Here is a 16,866-nt window from a genome sequence, read left to right as displayed (position 1 = left end):
AATGCGAATATTTGTCTACGGCAGTTTACGCCACAAACAAGGCAACAGTCACTGGATGACCAATGCCCAGTTACTGGGCGATTTCAGTATCGATAACTACCAGTTGTATAGCCTGGGCCACTATCCAGGCGCAGTTCCGGGGAACGGAACAGTACACGGTGAAGTTTATCGTATTGACAACGCCACGCTGGCCGAACTTGATGCCTTGCGCACCAGGGGCGGTGAATACGCGCGCCAGTTGATTCAGACGCCGTACGGGAGTGCATGGATGTACGTTTATCAACGACCCGTCGATGGATTAAAGCTAATTGAAAGCGGCGACTGGTTAGACAGGGATAAGTAATAATAAAAGCACGCCACCTTCGGGTGGCGTTGTTTTATGCGATGTATCTCGCGATTTTTTTTGTAACTTCCCTATCTTTAGCTTTTCTCTCCGAGCCGCTTTCCATATCCGTAAACGCATAAAAAACTCTGCTGGCGTTCACAATTACGTAGGGGTAAAACGGGGGCATGCTTTGAACGGTGAGAATGAGTGAGGTCGGCTAATTTCCAGCAAGCGGCTATGAACAGCAAAATGGTGGTCGTGTTTGCTTGTTCTTACCGTTCAAGCCTTGCAAGCGCTGAGAATAATGATAGGGGAATAGAGAGTTTATTTATCGCGGGCATAAAAAACCCTTACTAACCGAAGCCCGGCGTTCAGGGTTATGGCACTAGAAGAACTTATTTATTCTTTGCGCGCTCGAAGGAGGCAACGATTTCAGCTTTAGCGGCTTCTGCGTTTTCCCAGCCTTCAACTTTCACCCACTTGCCTTTTTCGAGGTCTTTGTAGTGCTCGAAGAAGTGAGCGATCTGTGCTTTCAGCAGTTCAGGCAGATCGTTAACGTCTTTGATGTGATCGTATTCTTTGCTCAGCTTGGTGTGCGGAACAGCAATCAGTTTCGCATCTTCACCAGCTTCGTCGGTCATTTTCAGAACGCCAACCGGACGGCAGCGAATCACAGAACCTGGCTGCAGCGGGTACGGAGTCGGGACCAGTACGTCAACCGGGTCACCGTCCAGAGACAGGGTGTGGTTGATGTAACCGTAGTTGCACGGATAGAACATCGCGGTGGACATGAAGCGGTCAACGAACAGTGCGCCGCTCTCTTTGTCGATTTCGTATTTGATCGGATCTGCGTTAGCCGGGATCTCAATAACAACGTAGATGTCTTCCGGCAGATCTTTACCCGCAGGGACGTTGAGTAAGCTCATGTCTGTTTCCTTTAAAAATATGTGGCAAACAAGTGCCGAGTATTATAGCCAACTCGCGCCGAATGTCTTCGCTTGTTTTCGTCTTCATTTTCCTTTTTCGCCAGTTTTAAGAAGGTTTACAGAGCAGGAAAATCCATAACCGTAGCCGCATTTTTCATAGTGAGATGAAAGCGATTACAAACTTGTGATTAACGTTTTATTTACTTTTTTGAAGTGTGATGTAACGCAATCCGTTACATAACGAATTGTCTATAGTTTTTTCGCGAACATCTTTTCACCAATAATAATTACCCCGACGAGGACAACCCTATGTGGAAACGCTTACTTGTAGTCTCTGCAGTCTCGGCAGCCATGTCGTCTATGGCGTTGGCCGCTCCATTAACCGTTGGATTTTCGCAGGTCGGATCGGAATCCGGCTGGCGCGCCGCAGAAACCAATGTGGCGAAAAGTGAAGCTGAAAAGCGCGGAATTACGTTGAAAATTGCCGATGGTCAGCAAAAGCAGGAAAACCAGATTAAAGCGGTACGTTCCTTCGTCGCGCAAGGGGTGGATGCGATCTTTATCGCTCCGGTGGTAGCGACCGGTTGGGAGCCGGTATTAAAAGAGGCGAAAGATGCCGAAATCCCGGTCTTCTTGCTTGACCGTTCCATCGATGTGAAAGACAAATCTCTCTATATGACCACCGTCACTGCCGACAACATTCTGGAAGGCAAGTTGATCGGTGACTGGCTGGTAAAAGAAGTGAATGGCAAACCGTGTAACGTGGTGGAGTTGCAGGGCACCGTTGGGGCCAGTGTCGCCATTGACCGTAAGAAAGGCTTTGCCGAAGCCATTAAGAATGCGCCAAACATCAAAATTATCCGCTCGCAGTCTGGTGACTTTACCCGTAGTAAAGGCAAAGAAGTGATGGAGAGCTTTATCAAAGCGGAAAACAACGGCAAAAACATCTGCATGGTTTACGCCCATAACGACGACATGGTGATTGGCGCGATTCAGGCAATTAAAGAAGCGGGCCTGAAACCGGGCAAAGATATCCTCACGGGTTCCATTGACGGTGTGCCGGACATCTACAAAGCGATGATTGATGGCGAAGCGAACGCCAGCGTTGAACTAACGCCGAATATGGCAGGCCCTGCTTTTGACGCGCTGGAGAAATATAAAAAAGACGGCACCATGCCTGAAAAGCTGACCCTGACCAAGTCCACCCTTTACCTGCCTGATACTGCAAAAGAAGAGTTAGAGAAGAAGAAAAACATGGGGTATTGAGGGGCATCAATGCCTGATGCCGACTTGTGGGCCGCCGGATAAGGCATTCACGCCGCATCCGGCGGTTGTGCGAGATGCCTGATGCGACGCTGTTGTGTCTTATCTGGCGCACGCTTTACAACGGGGGAAACTATGAATACTAACCAACACCAGGAAATCCTCCGCACCGAAGGATTAAGTAAATTTTTCCCCGGCGTCAAAGCGTTAGACAACGTTGATTTCAGCCTGCGCCGTGGTGAAATCATGGCGCTGCTCGGTGAAAACGGGGCGGGAAAATCAACGCTAATCAAAGCATTAACCGGTGTCTACCACGCCGATCGTGGCACCATCTGGCTGGAAGGCCAGACTATCTCACCGAAAAATACCGCCCACGCACAACAACTCGGCATCGGCACCGTCTATCAGGAAGTCAACCTGCTACCCAATATGTCGGTCGCTGATAATCTATTCATAGGTCGCGAACCCAAACGTTTCGGCCTTCTACGCCGTAAAGAGATGGAAAAGCGCGCCACCGAACTGATGGCATCTTACGGTTTCTCCCTCGACGTGCGGGAACCGCTCAACCGCTTTTCAGTCGCGATGCAGCAAATCGTCGCCATTTGCCGGGCCATCGATCTCTCCGCCAAAGTGCTGATCCTCGATGAACCCACCGCCAGCCTCGACACTCAGGAAGTAGAGTTACTGTTTGGCCTGATGCGTCAGTTGCGCGATCGCGGTGTCAGCCTGATCTTCGTTACTCACTTTCTCGATCAGGTCTATCAGGTCAGCGATCGGATCACCGTCTTACGCAACGGCAGTTTCGTAGGCTGTCGGGAAACCCGCGAGCTACCGCAGATCGAACTGGTAAAAATGATGCTGGGGCGCGAGCTGGACACCCACGCGCTACAGCGTGCCGGACGAACATTGCTGAGCGACAAACCCGTTGCCGCGTTCAAAAATTACGGTAAAAAAGGAACGATCGCACCGTTTGATCTCGAAGTACGCCCCGGCGAGATCGTTGGCCTGGCAGGCTTGCTGGGATCAGGACGTACCGAAACCGCCGAAGTGATCTTCGGGATCAAACCTGCTGACAGCGGCACGGCGTTGATCAAAGGCAAACAGCAAACCCTGCGATCGCCACATCAGGCTTCGGTACTGGGTATCGGCTTCTGCCCGGAAGACAGGAAAACCGATGGCATCATCGCCGCCGCCTCGGTGCGGGAAAATATCATCCTCGCTCTCCAGGCCCAGCGCGGCTGGCTACGACCGATTTCCCGCAAAGAACAGCAAGAGATTGCCGAACGCTTTATCCGCCAGCTTGGCATTCGCACACCTTCCACTGAACAACCGATTGAATTTCTCTCCGGCGGCAATCAGCAAAAAGTGTTGCTTTCACGCTGGCTGCTCACCCGACCACAATTTCTGATACTTGATGAGCCAACGCGCGGCATTGACGTTGGTGCGCACGCCGAGATCATCCGCCTGATTGAAACGTTATGCGCCGATGGTCTGGCGCTGCTGGTAATCTCCTCCGAACTGGAAGAATTGGTGGGCTATGCCGATCGGGTGATCATCATGCGCGATCGCAAACAGGTTGCGGAGATCCCGCTGGCAGAGCTTTCCGTTCCGGCGATCATGAACGCCATTGCGGCGTAAGGAGAACAGTGTGATGCCTCAATCTCTCCCTGACACTACGCCGCCGAAAAGGCGCTTTCGCTGGCCAACAGGAATGCCGCAGCTGGCGGCGCTATTGCTGGTGTTGCTGGTCGATAGCCTGGTGGCCCCGCATTTCTGGCAGGTGGTGCTTCAGGATGGGCGTTTGTTCGGTAGCCCTATCGACATTCTTAATCGCGCCGCCCCCGTTGCGCTACTGGCGATTGGTATGACGCTGGTGATCGCCACCGGTGGAATCGATCTCTCCGTGGGGGCGGTGATGGCTATCGCCGGAGCCACAACAGCTGCGATGACGGTCGCGGGATTCAGCCTGCCGATTGTTTTGTTAAGCACCTTGGGCACTGGCATCCTGGCGGGATTGTGGAACGGCATACTGGTAGCGATCCTCAAAATTCAGCCGTTTGTTGCCACCCTGATCCTGATGGTCGCCGGGCGCGGCGTGGCGCAACTGATCACCTCCGGACAGATCGTCACGTTTAACTCGCCGGATCTCTCATGGTTTGGCAGCGGATCGCTGGTGTTCCTGCCAACACCAGTCATTATTGCGGTACTGACGCTTCTCCTCTTCTGGCTGTTGACCCGCAAAACGGCACTGGGGATGTTTATCGAAGCCGTTGGTATCAACATTCGGGCGGCAAAAAATGCCGGAGTCAACACACGAATCATCGTCATGCTCACTTATGTGTTGAGCGGGCTGTGTGCGGCGATTGCGGGCATTATCGTGGCGGCGGATATTCGCGGTGCCGATGCCAACAACGCCGGATTATGGCTGGAGCTGGACGCCATTCTTGCGGTGGTGATTGGCGGCGGATCGCTGATGGGCGGGCGTTTTAACCTGTTGCTCTCAGTAGTGGGTGCGCTGATTATTCAGGGAATGAACACCGGGATCTTGCTTTCGGGCTTTCCGCCAGAGATGAACCAGGTAGTGAAAGCAGTGGTGGTGCTTTGCGTGCTGATTGTTCAGTCGCAACGCTTTATCAGTCTGATTAAAGGAGTGCGTAGCCGTGATAAAACGTAACTTGCCACTGATGATCACCATCGGCGTCTTTGTGTTGGGCTATCTCTACTGCCTGACGCAGTTCCCCGGTTTTGCTTCCACAAGAGTGATCTGCAATATCCTGACCGATAACGCCTTTCTGGGGATCATTGCCGTCGGCATGACCTTTGTGATCCTCTCCGGAGGGATCGATCTCTCCGTCGGTTCGGTGATCGCCTTTACCGGCGTGTTTCTGGCAAAAGTGATTGGCGATTTCGGCCTCTCGCCGCTGCTGGCGTTTCCACTGGTGCTGGTGATGGGCTGTGCCTTTGGCGCATTTATGGGGCTTTTGATCGACGCCCTGAAGATCCCGGCGTTTATCATTACTCTGGCAGGAATGTTCTTTTTGCGTGGCGTCAGCTATCTCGTTTCGGAAGAGTCGATCCCGATAAATCATCCTGTTTATGACACGCTCTCAAGCCTTGCATGGAAAATCCCTGGCGGCGGTCGCTTAAGTGCGATGGGGCTGCTGATGCTTGCGGTGGTGGTTATTGGCATATTCCTCGCGCATCGTACCCGTTTTGGTAATCAGGTATACGCCATTGGCGGCAACGCAACGTCGGCGAACCTGATGGGGGTTTCCACTCGCAGCACCACTATTCGCATTTATATGCTCTCCACCGGACTGGCAACGCTGGCGGGGATTGTTTTCTCGATTTATACCCAAGCCGGATATGCGCTGGCGGGCGTAGGTGTGGAACTGGACGCTATCGCCTCAGTGGTGATTGGCGGTACACTTTTGAGCGGTGGCGTTGGAACAGTACTTGGGACGCTTTTTGGCGTGGCGATTCAGGGACTGATTCAGACATATATCAACTTTGACGGTACGCTGAGTTCCTGGTGGACGAAAATCGCCATCGGCATTTTGCTGTTCATTTTTATTGCCTTACAGCGTGGATTAACGGTGCTGTGGGAGAATCGTCAGAGTTCGCCAGTGACAAGAGTCAATATTGCGCAGCGATAAAAACGCCTCTCCGTATGGAGAGGCGCAGGAGATTACGCGTCCGGGAACTCACGGATAAAGCGTTCGACATCTTCAACCATATGGTCGTTGCCGACAAAGAATGAACGGCGCTGGTGCAGGGTTTCCGGGATGATATCCAGAATACGCTCTTTGCCATCACTCGCTTTACCGCCCGCTTGTTCCGCCAGGAATGCCATCGGGTTGCACTCATACAGCAAACGCAGTTTGCCGTCCGGGTGGCTGGCGGTGCTTGGGTAGAGATAAATCCCACCTTTCAGCAGGTTACGGTGGAAATCCGCGACCAGTGAACCGATATAACGTGAGGTATACGGGCGGTTGGTAGACTTATCTTCTTCCTGGCAGAATTTAATGTACTTCTTCACCCCGTTTGGAAACTTAATGTAGTTCCCTTCGTTGATGGAGTAGGTTTTGCCTTTCTCCGGGAAGCGCATCCGTTCCTGGCACAGGCAGAAAACGCCAAGCGAAGGATCGTAAGTAAAGGCATGAACACCGCATCCGGTGGTGTAAACCAACATGGTAGAGGAGCCGTATACCACGTAACCTGCCGCAACCTGTTTGTTACCAGGCTGGAGGAAGTCTTCTTCCGTTACCGGCGTACCGACAGGGGTAACACGGCGGTAAATGGAGAAAATGGTACCGACAGAGACGTTAACATCGATGTTGGACGAGCCATCCAGTGGGTCCATCAGCACCACGTATTTTGCGTGTTCACAGCCTTCAAAGACGACAATCTCATCTTCTTCTTCAGAGGCAATGCCCGCAACGATATCGCGTGCTTTCAGTGCGGCTTTCAGTTTTTCATTAGCGAACAAGTCGAGTTTCTGCTGAACCTCGCCCTGCACGTTCTCAGCACCGCTGGCACCCAGGATATCAACCAGTCCTGCTTTGTTGATATCGCGATGGATAATCTTGGCGCCCAGTTTTATTGCCGACAGCAAAGCAGTGAGCTCACCGGTAGCATGAGAAAACTCGTGCTGCTTTTCGACAATAAATTCACCTAACGTTTTCATAAAACTTTCCCTGCAATGTTTATGGAGTAAAGCGACCGCAACAATCTTAACAAATAATCTCAATGTCGCGCTCAGGTGAATCGCGCCAGCAAATTACGGATTATCCTGAAATGCGTTTCTCACTTGCCCGACATATGCGTAAAATGAGCGGCAGATTAAAAAAGGATAGTGACGTATGCGCATTCATATTTTAGGAATTTGTGGCACGTTTATGGGCGGTCTGGCGATGCTGGCGCGCCAGTTAGGCCATGAAGTAACGGGTTCGGACGCCAATGTGTATCCGCCGATGAGCACCTTACTTGAGAAGCAAGGCATTGAACTGATTCAGGGTTACGATGCCAGCCAGCTCGACCCGCAGCCGGATCTGGTGATCATTGGCAACGCCATGACCCGTGGAAATCCGTGTGTGGAAGCGGTACTGGAAAAAAACATCCCTTATATGTCTGGCCCGCAGTGGCTGCACGATTTTGTGCTGCGTGACCGCTGGGTGTTGGCCGTTGCCGGTACACACGGCAAAACCACCACCGCGGGAATGGCGACCTGGATTCTGGAACAGTGTGGCTATAAACCGGGTTTTGTGATCGGCGGTGTTCCGGGGAACTTTGACGTTTCGGCACGTTTAGGCGAAAGCGACTTCTTTGTTATCGAAGCGGATGAGTATGACTGCGCCTTCTTCGACAAACGCTCTAAATTTGTCCATTACTGCCCGCGTACGCTGATCCTCAACAACCTTGAGTTCGATCATGCCGATATCTTTGACGACCTGAAAGCGATCCAGAAACAGTTCCACCATCTGGTGCGTATCGTTCCGGGGCAGGGGCGTATTATCTGGCCTGAAAACGACATCAACCTGAAACAGACCATGGCGATGGGCTGCTGGAGCGAGCAGGAGCTGGTGGGCGAGCAGGGGCACTGGCAGGCGAAAAAGCTGACCACTGACGCTTCCGAATGGGAAGTCTTGCTGGATGGCGAAAAAGTGGGCGAAGTGAAATGGTCGCTGGTGGGCGAACATAATATGCACAACGGCCTGATGGCGATTGCGGCGGCCCGTCATGTTGGCGTAGCGCCGGCAGATGCTGCTAACGCGCTGGGTTCGTTTATTAACGCTCGTCGTCGTCTGGAGTTGCGCGGAGAAGCAAATGGCGTGACGGTGTATGACGATTTTGCCCATCACCCGACGGCGATTCTGGCAACGCTGGCTGCGCTGCGCGGCAAAGTTGGCGGAACGGCGCGCATTATTGCCGTGCTGGAACCGCGCTCAAACACCATGAAAATGGGGATCTGCAAAGACGATTTGGCACCTTCATTAGGTCGTGCCGATGAAGTCTTCCTGCTGCAACCGGCGCATATTCCGTGGCAGGTCGCAGAAGTGGCAGAAGCCTGCGTTCAGCCTGCACACTGGAGTGGCGATGTGGATACGCTGGCAGATATGGTGGTGAAAACCGCTCAGCCTGGCGACCATATTCTGGTGATGAGCAACGGCGGTTTTGGTGGAATTCATCAGAAACTGCTGGATGGGCTAGCGAAGAAAGCGGAAGCCGCGCAGTAATTCGGCCTCAGCCTGATATAGTGTGTGTAGGCCGGATAAGGCGTTCACGCCGCATCCGGCATTTGAGCATAGTGCCTGATGCGACGCTTGATGCGTCTTATCAGGCCTACAGGTGCACCGCATCCGGCAAACCATACTCACATCAACAACGAAAATTACCCTTCGTTTTCCGCTAACTCACGCAGATACTGGAAAATCTGGCGCGCGGATTTCGGCGGCTTATTCCCTTCTTTCTCTTTCTTCGCGTTGCGGATCAGAGTTCGCAGTTGCTGACGATCGGCATCGGGCCACAGATTCAATACTTCAGCGATGGCGTCATCACCTTGCTCGATCAGACGATCGCGCAGGTTTTCCAGTTTATGGAACAACACCACCTGCTGGTTGTGGCGATTTTTCAGCTTATCCAGCGCCTGACGGATCGGTTCTACGTCGCGCTGGCGCAGCATCTTACCGATGAGCTGCAACTGGCGGCGGCGACCTTCCATCTTAATACGCTGGGCGAGCTCAATAGCCGCACGCAGATCCGCGTCTAACGGGATCTTATCCAGCGCGTTTTTCCCCAGATCAACAATTTCTGCGCCAAGGCGTTTTAGCTCCTCGGCATCGCGTTTAATTTCACTTTTACTGACCCAGATAATTTCATCGTCTTCGTCTTCGATGTCATCACCGGGAACGTCGTCGAGCCAGTCTTCGGGCTGCTTAGTCATCTCAGGCTCCTTAAAAAAAGAGGCTAATGTTACCAGTTAAGATGCGCACTGAAAAACGGTTCTCTGTTAGACTTCAGAGAAACTCTCTACATTATGGCACTTGCAATGAAAGTAATCTCTCAAGTTGAAGCGCAGCGCAAGATTCTGGAAGAAGCAGTTTCCACTGCGCTGGAGTTGGCCTCAGGCAAATCGGACGGTGCGGAAGTTGCCGTCAGCAAGACCACCGGCATTAGCGTTAGCACGCGATATGGCGAAGTGGAGAATGTCGAATTCAATAGCGATGGCGCGCTGGGGATCACTGTTTATCACCAGAACCGTAAAGGTAGCGCATCGTCTACCGATTTAAGCCCGCAGGCCATTGCCCGCACCGTACAGGCAGCGCTGGATATTGCTCGTTACACTTCGCCAGATCCCTGTGCCGGCGTGGCAGACAAAGAGCTGCTGGCCTTTGACGCGCCGGATCTCGACTTGTTTCACCCTGCGGAAGTTTCCCCGGATGAAGCTATTGAACTGGCTGCTCGCGCAGAACAGGCAGCATTACAGGCGGATAAACGCATCACCAATACCGAAGGCGGCAGTTTTAACAGCCACTACGGCGTAAAAGTTTTTGGCAACAGCCACGGCATGTTGCAGGGTTATTGCTCAACGCGTCATTCACTCTCAAGCTGCGTAATTGCCGAAGAAAATGGCGATATGGAGCGTGATTACGCCTACACCATTGGTCGCGCGATGAGCGATCTGCAGACGCCAGAGTGGGTCGGGGCCGACTGTGCTCGCCGTACTTTATCGCGCCTGTCACCGCGTAAACTTTCCACCATGAAAGCGCCGGTAATTTTTGCCAATGAAGTGGCAACCGGACTTTTTGGGCATCTGGTTGGGGCGATAGCGGGTGGATCGGTTTACCGTAAATCCACCTTCCTGCTGGATTCGCTGGGTAAACAAATTCTACCGGATTGGCTGACTATTGAAGAGCATCCGCATTTGCTGAAAGGGCTGGCATCGACGCCATTCGACAGCGAAGGTGTGCGCACCGAGCGTCGCGATATTATTAAAGATGGCATTCTGACCCAGTGGCTGCTGACCAGCTATTCCGCACGCAAACTGGGGCTGAAAAGCACCGGACATGCAGGCGGTATTCATAACTGGCGAATTGCCGGGCAAGGGCTAAGCTTCGAACAAATGCTCAAAGAGATGGGCACCGGGCTGGTGGTGACGGAGTTGATGGGCCAGGGCGTGAGTGCCATTACCGGTGATTATTCCCGTGGTGCTGCGGGCTTCTGGGTAGAGAATGGCGAAATTCAGTATCCGGTTAGCGAAATCACCATCGCAGGTAATTTAAAAGATATGTGGCGCAATATTGTCACCGTCGGTAACGATATTGAAACACGCAGCAATATACAGTGTGGTTCTGTGCTGTTGCCGGAGATGAAAATCGCCGGGCAGTAAAAAAAGGCGCGACCTGCCGCGCCAAATCTTAATAAGAAAAAGGAAGTGAGCAATGCGTAAAAGCCTGTTAGCTATTCTTGCAGTCTCCTCGTTGGTATTCAGTTCGGCGTCGTTTGCCGCTGATCTTGAAGACAATATGGAAACCCTCAACGACAATTTAAAAGTGGTCGAAAAAGCCGATAACGCGGCGCAAGTCAAAGACGCGTTAACCAAAATGCGCGCAGCGGCGCTGGATGCGCAAAAAGCAACGCCGCCGAAGCTCGAAGGCAAATCGCCAGACAGCCCGGAGATGAAAGACTTCCGCCACGGTTTCGACATTCTGGTCGGTCAGATTGACGACGCGCTGAAGCTGGCTAATGAAGGTAAAGTAAAAGAAGCGCAGGCTGCCGCAGAGCAACTGAAAACGACCCGCAACGCCTATCACCAGAAGTATCGTTAATTCCTTATTGGGCGGTGAAACGTTACCGCCCAACGCTTTCTTCCCCTTCGTAAAATCACCGCAATATCTATCTTCACTACGGCATATTCCTGCGTGTCGTCCTCATTTTTGCGAGGCGTTTTCCAGAAATGAATGTAATGCATATGTAATGCTATAATGCATTACACTTTTCATAATTACCGGAGGCATAATGGCCACACTTAACGTCCGCCTGGATGACAAACTGAAGAATGAGGCTTATGCGGTGCTGGAAAAATTAAATATCACGCCTACTGAAGCAGTGCGGCTGCTGTTTCAGTACGTTGCGGAAAATGGACGAATGCCGGTAAAAACGCTCACTGTCAGTGATAGTGAAGAAGCCTTGTTACGCACTGTCAGGGAACGACTGGCCAACCCACAGGAGGCCATTAAGGTCCGACTGGATGAACTATGAACTGGCTTTTGATCCGCGGGCGCTGAAGGAGTGGCAAAAACTGGGCGTGAAAGTCCGGGAACAATTTAAAAAAAAGCTTGGGGGATGTGCTGAAAAGGCCGCGCAATCCATCGGCTAAACTACGGGATTTGCCGGACTGCTACAAAATTAAGCTTCGCACACTGGGATATCGCCTGGTCTATCAGGTCAATGATAAAGAGTTGCTCGTGTTGGTGATAGCTATTGGTAAGAGAGAGAACTCAGCCGTTTATGAAGACGCGACAAAACGGCTGGATGAGTGACTAACGCAAATGATGCACCACCTGATTGCTGCTGCCGCGCCAGATCAGGGAAGGGTCTTTTAGATCCTGCATAAATTTGCCGTCGACCAGCACGTTAATCAAATCAACAACCTGCATTTGCGCAGCGTTGAGTTCGTCGAGTTTATAGCCTGTCCACACCCAGATGTCTTTACCCGGACATTCGGCGCGGATGCGTTGTACCAGTTTCAGAATATCCGGCACGTTTTGCGGATGCAGCGGATCGCCGCCGGAGAGGGAAATACCCTGGCGTTTGATGCGGGTGTCATTCAGATCGTTAATGATCTGGTCTTCCATTGCTTTGGTAAATGGCTGACCGGAATTTACCCGCCAGGTGCTTTTGTTATAGCAACCGGGGCATTCATGAACACACCCGGAGACAAACAGGGTGCAGCGAGTGCCGGGGCCGTTGACGATGTCGACAGGATAGTACTGATGATAATTCATTATTTCGCCTGGCTTATCAGTCCGCGTGTAGGCTGTATCAGGCAATCAAAGCCTGATGCGACGCTGTTGCGTCTTATCAGGCCTACAGCCGTTGCCAAATGTAGGCCGGATAAGGCGTTTACGCCGCATCCGGCATTTGCTTAGCGCAGAGTGAAGATTAACCGATCTGCCCATTTCCCAAATGTTTAACGCGGCGCTTAACTTCTTCCTGCTTACCAGCGTTAAACGGACGCGCATCCGGGCTACCTAAATATCCGCACACGCGGCGAGTCACCGACACACGGGAGGCGTCATGGTTACCGCATTTCGGGCAGGTGAAGCCTTTACTGGTGCACTCAAACTCACCGGTAAAACCACACTCGTAACACTCATCAATCGGCGTATTGGTGCCGTAATACGGTACATGCTGATAGCTGTAATCCCAGACATCTTCCAGCGCCTTCAGGTTGTGCTGAATGTTTGGATATTCGCCGTAGCAAATGAAGCCACCGTTCGCCAGCGGCGGGTAAGGCGCTTCAAAGTCGATCTTGTCGTACGGGTTCACCTTCTTCTCGACATCGAGGTGGAAACTGTTGGTGTAGTAACCTTTATCAGTCACGCCCGGCACCACGCCAAACTCCGCGGTATCGAGACGGCAGAAGCGGTCGCACAGGTTTTCACTTGGCGTGCTGTAAAGGCTAAAACCGTAACCCGTTTCTTCTTTCCACTGATCCACCGCCTGACGCAGACGTTCAACAATGGCGATACCTTTCGCGCGCAGCTGCTCGTTGTCATACACATGCTCGCCGCCAAACAGCGCGTTAATGGTTTCGTGGATGCCGATGTAACCCAGCGAAATAGACGCACGACCGTTTTTGAAGATTTCAGAAACGTCGTCGTCAGCATTCAGACGAACGCCACAAGCACCTTCCATATAGAGGATCGGGGCCACGCGCGCTTTAACGCCTTCGAGACGAGCGATACGGGTCATCAGCGCCTTACGTGCCAGCACCAGACGTTCATCCAGCAGCTTCCAGAAGGTGGCTTCATCGCCTTTCGCTTCCAGCGCAATGCGCGGCAGGTTCAGGCTGATCACGCCGAGGTTGTTACGACCATCGTGGATCTGTTCGCCGTTTTCATTTTCCCACACGCCGAGGAAGCTACGGCAGCCCATCGGGGTTTTAAACGAACCGGTGACTTTCACTACCTGATCGTAGTTCAGGATATCCGGATACATGCGCTTGCTTGCGCACTCCAGCGCCAGCTGTTTGATGTCGTAGTTCGGATCGCCTTTTTTATGGTTCAGGCCATCGCGAATCGCAAACACCAGTTTCGGGAACACCGCAGTTTTGCGGTTTTTACCGAGGCCCGCGATACGGTTACGCAGGATAGACTCCTGAATCAGGCGCGACTCCCAGCTGGTGCCCAGACCAAAACCAAAGGTCACAAACGGTGTTTGACCGTTGGCGGTGTGCAGGGTGTTTACTTCGTACTCCAGCGACTGGAAGGCATCGTAGCACTCTTTGATGGTACGAGAGTTAGCGTAACCTTCGGCGTCCGGGATGTTCCACTCTTCTGCGGTCTTGCGGTGTTTGTTGTAGCTGGCGGTGACAAACGGTGCCAGCACTTCATCGATACGGTTAATGGTGGTGCCGCCATAAATATGACTGGCGACCTGAGCAATAATCTGCGCTGTTACCGCGGTTGCCGTAGAGATCGACTTCGGTGGTTCAATCTCGGCGTTACCCATCTTAAAGCCCTGGGTCAGCATACCTTTCAGGTCGATCAACATGCAGTTGAACATCGGGAAGAACGGCGAGTAATCGAGATCGTGATAGTGAATATCGCCACGCTCATGCGCCTGCACCACGTCACGCGGCAGCAGGTGCTGACGTGCATAGTGTTTAGCCACAATCCCGGCCAGCAGGTCGCGCTGGGTTGGAATCACCTTGCTGTCTTTGTTGGCGTTTTCGTTGAGCAACGAGGCGTTGGTCTGCTCGACCAGACCACGGATCTCCTGATTCAGGCGACCGCGTTTTTCACGTTCAATATCGCGATCGTGACGGTACTCGATGTAAGCACGAGCCAGTTGTTTGTATGGACCCGACATCAGCTGGTTTTCAACGGCGGTCTGGATCTCGTTGATATCCACCTGGCTGCGGCCCTGCATCTGCTCGCTGACAACCGCGGCAACAGTGGCGCAATAATCTGCATCATCGACTTCCGCTGCTTTAGCTGCACGCAGAATCGCTTCTTTGATGCGCTCTGATTTAAACGGCACTTTGCAGCCGTCTCGTTTCATCACATGCGGTGTCATGATCGCTCCATATTTTTAAGAACAGGTTATCCACAGAAATTGGGAAAGGTGTTTTCCGGTTTTTTCGTTTCGTTTTCCGGCGCTTTCCGCAATCGCCATCCGCTTATCCACAACGCCGCACCTTTTTCGTGGGGTGTTGTAGTAGCAATTATAGTCGATTAATACAACATATTGGGTCGGGACGCATTTTAAAGTCTATATATAGTGCTTTGCATCAAGGATGTTTGAACTTTTTTTGATGTAGCTCAAAGTAAAAAGCAGAGCGTACGGATGACGTGCGCTACAGCGTTATGTAAATTTTTTAATGAATTTTTTGATTATAAAATCAACAAAAACAACATACTGAAAGGCAAAACCCCGGAATGACCAGTATTACCGGGGCTTAGCGGATACTTACTTCTGTAACCACCAGACGGCCTCAAAAGGCCGTAAAGTCATGGCATAGGGTTGTGCTGAGGCTTCTTCGTAGTTATGCATCACAAGTTGCCAGTTTCCGCGCATTTGCCCTGGCTGCCAGGGTTGGATCTCACGGCTAAGGTTGGCAATGACCAGCAAGGTTTGCCCCTTCCATTCACGGCGATAGCACCACAATACAGGGCTGTCTGGCAGCAGATCCTGGTAATTGCCCCATGTCAGGACGGCTTCTTGCTTACGCAGTGCGATTAACTTTTGGTAGGTGTAAAACACCGAGGACTCATCGGCCAGCGCGGCTTCTACGTTGATTTCTTGATAGTTATCGCCCAGGCCAATCCACGGTTCACCCGTTGTAAACCCGGCATTATCGCCGTTGCTCCATTGCATTGGCGTGCGACTATTGTCACGGGATTTACTGGCGAGGATTGCCAATAACTCCTCGGCGTCACGCCCATCGTTGCGCAGTTCGGCAAACATATTGAGGCTCTCCACGTCGCGATAGTCAGTAATGCGCGTGAAATGTGGGTTAGTCATGCCAATCTCTTCGCCCTGATAGATATATGGCGTTCCCTGCATGCCATGCAGCACCATCGCCAGCATTTTTGCCGCAGGTTCGCGGTAGTCCCCTTCATCACCAAAACGAGAAACAATGCGCGGCTGATCGTGGTTACACCAGAACAAGGCATTCCATGCCACGTTGTGCATTCCTTGTTGCCAGTGGCGGAACAATGCTTTCAACGCCACAAAGTCAGGTTTAGCCAGCGTCCATTTTTCACCACCGGGATAATCGACCTTCAGGTGATGAAAATTAAAGGTCATCGACAATTCACTGCCTGTTAGTGCCGCGTATCGCTGGCAATGCTCAAGGCTGGTGGAGGACATTTCACCCACGGTCATTAAACCGCGAGGCGTAAACACATCGCGGCTCATCTCGTGCAAAAACTCGTGTGCTCGTGGCCCGTCGGTGTAGAAGCGACGCCCGTCGCCATCCAGGTCATTAGGAAAACGCGGATCTTTAGAGATCAAATTCACTACATCCAGGCGTAACCCGTCGACTCCGCGATCGGCCCAGAACTCACAGATTTTTTTCAGCTCTGTGCGTACCGCCGGATTCTCCCAGTTGAGATCCGCCTGTTCTGGTGCAAAGAGATGCAAATAGTACTGTTCGCTTTCCGCATGCCAGCGCCACGCACTACCGCCAAATTTTGAACGCCAGTTATTCGGTGGCGTTTCTGGTTCACCATCGCGCCAGATATAAAACTGGCGGTAAGGGCTTTCTTTGCTCAGCGCCTCACGAAACCAGGCATGTTGGGTAGAAGTATGATTAAACACCATATCGAGAATGATACGAATGCCGCGCGATTTCGCCTGCGTCACCATTTCGTCAAAATCGTCCAGCGTACCGTAAGTGGGATCTATCGCCGTATAGTTCGCTACGTCGTATCCGTTATCGACCTGGGGAGAGACATAAAAGGGGGTTAGCCAGATAGCATCGACGCCCAGTTTATGCAGATAGTCCAGGCGTTGGATAACGCCACGTAAATCACCGGTGCCGCTACCCGTGGTGTCCTGAAAACTCTTTGGATAAATCTGGTAGATAACGCCGTTTTGCCACCAGTGGGGAAGATTCGTCAT

15 protein-coding genes and 1 pseudogene are annotated in these 16,866 nt (G+C 52.1%); 10 read left to right on the top strand and 6 right to left on the bottom strand.

Annotated features, from left to right (window positions below; translation table 11 throughout):
* Window position 1 precedes the first annotated feature (1 nt).
* On the top strand, window positions 2-343 hold the full coding sequence (locus tag ATB02_RS14970; RefSeq protein ID WP_001219160.1) for a gamma-glutamylcyclotransferase family protein: 342 nt from the start codon (window positions 2-4) through the stop codon (window positions 341-343).
* A 377-nt stretch (window positions 344-720) separates the two neighbouring features.
* Here ATB02_RS14970 and ppa read toward each other — a convergent pair whose 3' ends face one another.
* The gene (gene ppa / locus ATB02_RS14965; RefSeq protein ID WP_000055072.1) at window positions 721-1,251 is read right to left on the bottom strand and encodes an inorganic diphosphatase; all 531 of its coding nucleotides are present in this window, start codon (window positions 1,249-1,251) and stop codon (window positions 721-723) included.
* Between the two features lie 309 nt (window positions 1,252-1,560).
* On the opposite strand from ppa, the gene ytfQ reads away from it, so the two are divergent.
* The 4 genes from ytfQ to yjfF all read left to right on the top strand — a co-directional run bounded on the left by ytfQ (window position 1,561) and on the right by yjfF (window position 6,170).
* Window positions 1,561-2,517 (top strand): galactofuranose ABC transporter substrate-binding protein YtfQ, encoded by a 957-nt coding sequence (gene ytfQ / locus ATB02_RS14960; RefSeq protein WP_000265933.1) that lies wholly within the window; start codon window positions 1,561-1,563, stop codon window positions 2,515-2,517.
* A 132-nt stretch (window positions 2,518-2,649) separates the two neighbouring features.
* Window positions 2,650-4,152 (top strand): galactofuranose ABC transporter, ATP-binding protein YtfR, encoded by a 1,503-nt coding sequence (ytfR, locus tag ATB02_RS14955; protein ID WP_032185771.1) that lies wholly within the window; start codon window positions 2,650-2,652, stop codon window positions 4,150-4,152.
* A 13-nt stretch (window positions 4,153-4,165) separates the two neighbouring features.
* Window positions 4,166-5,188, top strand: coding sequence for a galactofuranose ABC transporter, ATP-binding protein YtfT (gene ytfT / locus ATB02_RS14950; protein WP_123057663.1), 1,023 nt, complete (start codon window positions 4,166-4,168; stop codon window positions 5,186-5,188).
* Window positions 5,175-6,170 carry a galactofuranose ABC transporter, permease protein YjfF gene (yjfF, locus tag ATB02_RS14945; RefSeq protein ID WP_105271826.1) on the top strand — a complete coding sequence of 332 codons (996 nt, stop codon included), beginning with the start codon at window positions 5,175-5,177 and terminating at the stop codon, window positions 6,168-6,170. Before ytfT ends, yjfF begins: the two co-directional genes overlap by 14 nt.
* Before the next feature lie 32 nt (window positions 6,171-6,202).
* Here the strand turns inward: yjfF and fbp are convergent, their stop codons facing one another.
* Complete coding sequence (gene fbp, locus ATB02_RS14940; RefSeq protein ID WP_000853753.1) at window positions 6,203-7,201, bottom strand: class 1 fructose-bisphosphatase; 999 nt, start codon at window positions 7,199-7,201, stop codon at window positions 6,203-6,205.
* A 175-nt stretch (window positions 7,202-7,376) separates the two neighbouring features.
* Here fbp and mpl point away from each other — a divergent pair, with 175 nt between their 5' ends.
* Entirely contained in the window at window positions 7,377-8,750 is a 1,374-nt protein-coding gene (gene mpl, locus ATB02_RS14935) for a UDP-N-acetylmuramate:L-alanyl-gamma-D-glutamyl-meso-diaminopimelate ligase (RefSeq protein ID WP_001219783.1), read from the top strand.
* A 155-nt stretch (window positions 8,751-8,905) separates the two neighbouring features.
* Here the strand turns inward: mpl and yjgA are convergent, their stop codons facing one another.
* Window positions 8,906-9,457, bottom strand: a complete 552-nt coding sequence (yjgA, locus tag ATB02_RS14930; protein ID WP_000166277.1) for a ribosome biogenesis factor YjgA — start codon at window positions 9,455-9,457, stop codon at window positions 8,906-8,908.
* 93 nt (window positions 9,458-9,550) lie between these two features.
* Between yjgA and pmbA the strand changes: the two genes are divergently transcribed.
* The 4 genes and pseudogenes from pmbA (at window position 9,551) to ATB02_RS14905 (ending at window position 12,056) form a co-directional block, all read left to right on the top strand.
* Window positions 9,551-10,903, top strand: coding sequence for a metalloprotease PmbA (gene pmbA / locus ATB02_RS14925; protein ID WP_001162171.1), 1,353 nt, complete (start codon window positions 9,551-9,553; stop codon window positions 10,901-10,903).
* A gap of 52 nt (window positions 10,904-10,955) precedes the next feature.
* Window positions 10,956-11,342 (top strand): cytochrome b562, encoded by a 387-nt coding sequence (gene cybC, locus ATB02_RS14920; RefSeq protein ID WP_001232246.1) that lies wholly within the window; start codon window positions 10,956-10,958, stop codon window positions 11,340-11,342.
* A gap of 190 nt (window positions 11,343-11,532) precedes the next feature.
* Window positions 11,533-11,775, top strand: a complete 243-nt coding sequence (locus ATB02_RS14910) for a type II toxin-antitoxin system RelB/DinJ family antitoxin (protein WP_000212715.1) — start codon at window positions 11,533-11,535, stop codon at window positions 11,773-11,775.
* Window positions 11,765-12,056: pseudogene (locus ATB02_RS14905) on the top strand (type II toxin-antitoxin system RelE family toxin). Before ATB02_RS14910 ends, ATB02_RS14905 begins: the two are co-directional and overlap by 11 nt.
* Here the strand turns inward: ATB02_RS14905 and nrdG are convergent.
* The 3 genes from nrdG to treC form a co-directional block, all read right to left on the bottom strand.
* Entirely contained in the window at window positions 12,057-12,521 is a 465-nt protein-coding gene (gene nrdG / locus ATB02_RS14900; protein ID WP_001106232.1) for an anaerobic ribonucleoside-triphosphate reductase-activating protein, read from the bottom strand.
* Window positions 12,522-12,678: 157 nt separating this feature from the next.
* Window positions 12,679-14,817, bottom strand: a complete 2,139-nt coding sequence (gene nrdD / locus ATB02_RS14895; RefSeq protein ID WP_000187805.1) for an anaerobic ribonucleoside-triphosphate reductase — start codon at window positions 14,815-14,817, stop codon at window positions 12,679-12,681.
* A gap of 393 nt (window positions 14,818-15,210) precedes the next feature.
* Window positions 15,211-16,866, bottom strand: a complete 1,656-nt coding sequence (gene treC / locus ATB02_RS14890; protein ID WP_105271824.1) for an alpha,alpha-phosphotrehalase — start codon at window positions 16,864-16,866, stop codon at window positions 15,211-15,213.

It is taken from the genome of Escherichia sp. MOD1-EC5189, assembly GCF_002966045.1.
GTDB classification, from domain to species: Bacteria; Pseudomonadota; Gammaproteobacteria; order Enterobacterales; family Enterobacteriaceae; genus Escherichia; species Escherichia coli_F.
This window is presented reverse-complemented; position numbering and strand designations above follow the sequence as displayed.

Coding starts and splice junctions, on each gene's coding strand:
- ATB02_RS14970 (WP_001219160.1), top strand. CDS start 2: ATGCGAATATTTGTCTACGGCAGTTTACGCCACAAACAAGGCAACAGT.
- ytfR (WP_032185771.1), top strand. CDS start 2,650: ATGAATACTAACCAACACCAGGAAATCCTCCGCACCGAAGGATTAAGT.
- mpl (WP_001219783.1), top strand. CDS start 7,377: ATGCGCATTCATATTTTAGGAATTTGTGGCACGTTTATGGGCGGTCTG.
- ppa (WP_000055072.1), bottom strand. CDS start 1,251: ATGAGCTTACTCAACGTCCCTGCGGGTAAAGATCTGCCGGAAGACATC.
- ATB02_RS14910 (WP_000212715.1), top strand. CDS start 11,533: ATGGCCACACTTAACGTCCGCCTGGATGACAAACTGAAGAATGAGGCT.
- cybC (WP_001232246.1), top strand. CDS start 10,956: ATGCGTAAAAGCCTGTTAGCTATTCTTGCAGTCTCCTCGTTGGTATTC.
- ytfT (WP_123057663.1), top strand. CDS start 4,166: ATGCCTCAATCTCTCCCTGACACTACGCCGCCGAAAAGGCGCTTTCGC.
- pmbA (WP_001162171.1), top strand. CDS start 9,551: ATGGCACTTGCAATGAAAGTAATCTCTCAAGTTGAAGCGCAGCGCAAG.
- nrdD (WP_000187805.1), bottom strand. CDS start 14,817: ATGACACCGCATGTGATGAAACGAGACGGCTGCAAAGTGCCGTTTAAA.
- yjgA (WP_000166277.1), bottom strand. CDS start 9,457: ATGACTAAGCAGCCCGAAGACTGGCTCGACGACGTTCCCGGTGATGAC.
- ytfQ (WP_000265933.1), top strand. CDS start 1,561: ATGTGGAAACGCTTACTTGTAGTCTCTGCAGTCTCGGCAGCCATGTCG.
- fbp (WP_000853753.1), bottom strand. CDS start 7,201: ATGAAAACGTTAGGTGAATTTATTGTCGAAAAGCAGCACGAGTTTTCT.
- treC (WP_105271824.1), bottom strand. CDS start 16,866: ATGACGAATCTTCCCCACTGGTGGCAAAACGGCGTTATCTACCAGATT.
- nrdG (WP_001106232.1), bottom strand. CDS start 12,521: ATGAATTATCATCAGTACTATCCTGTCGACATCGTCAACGGCCCCGGC.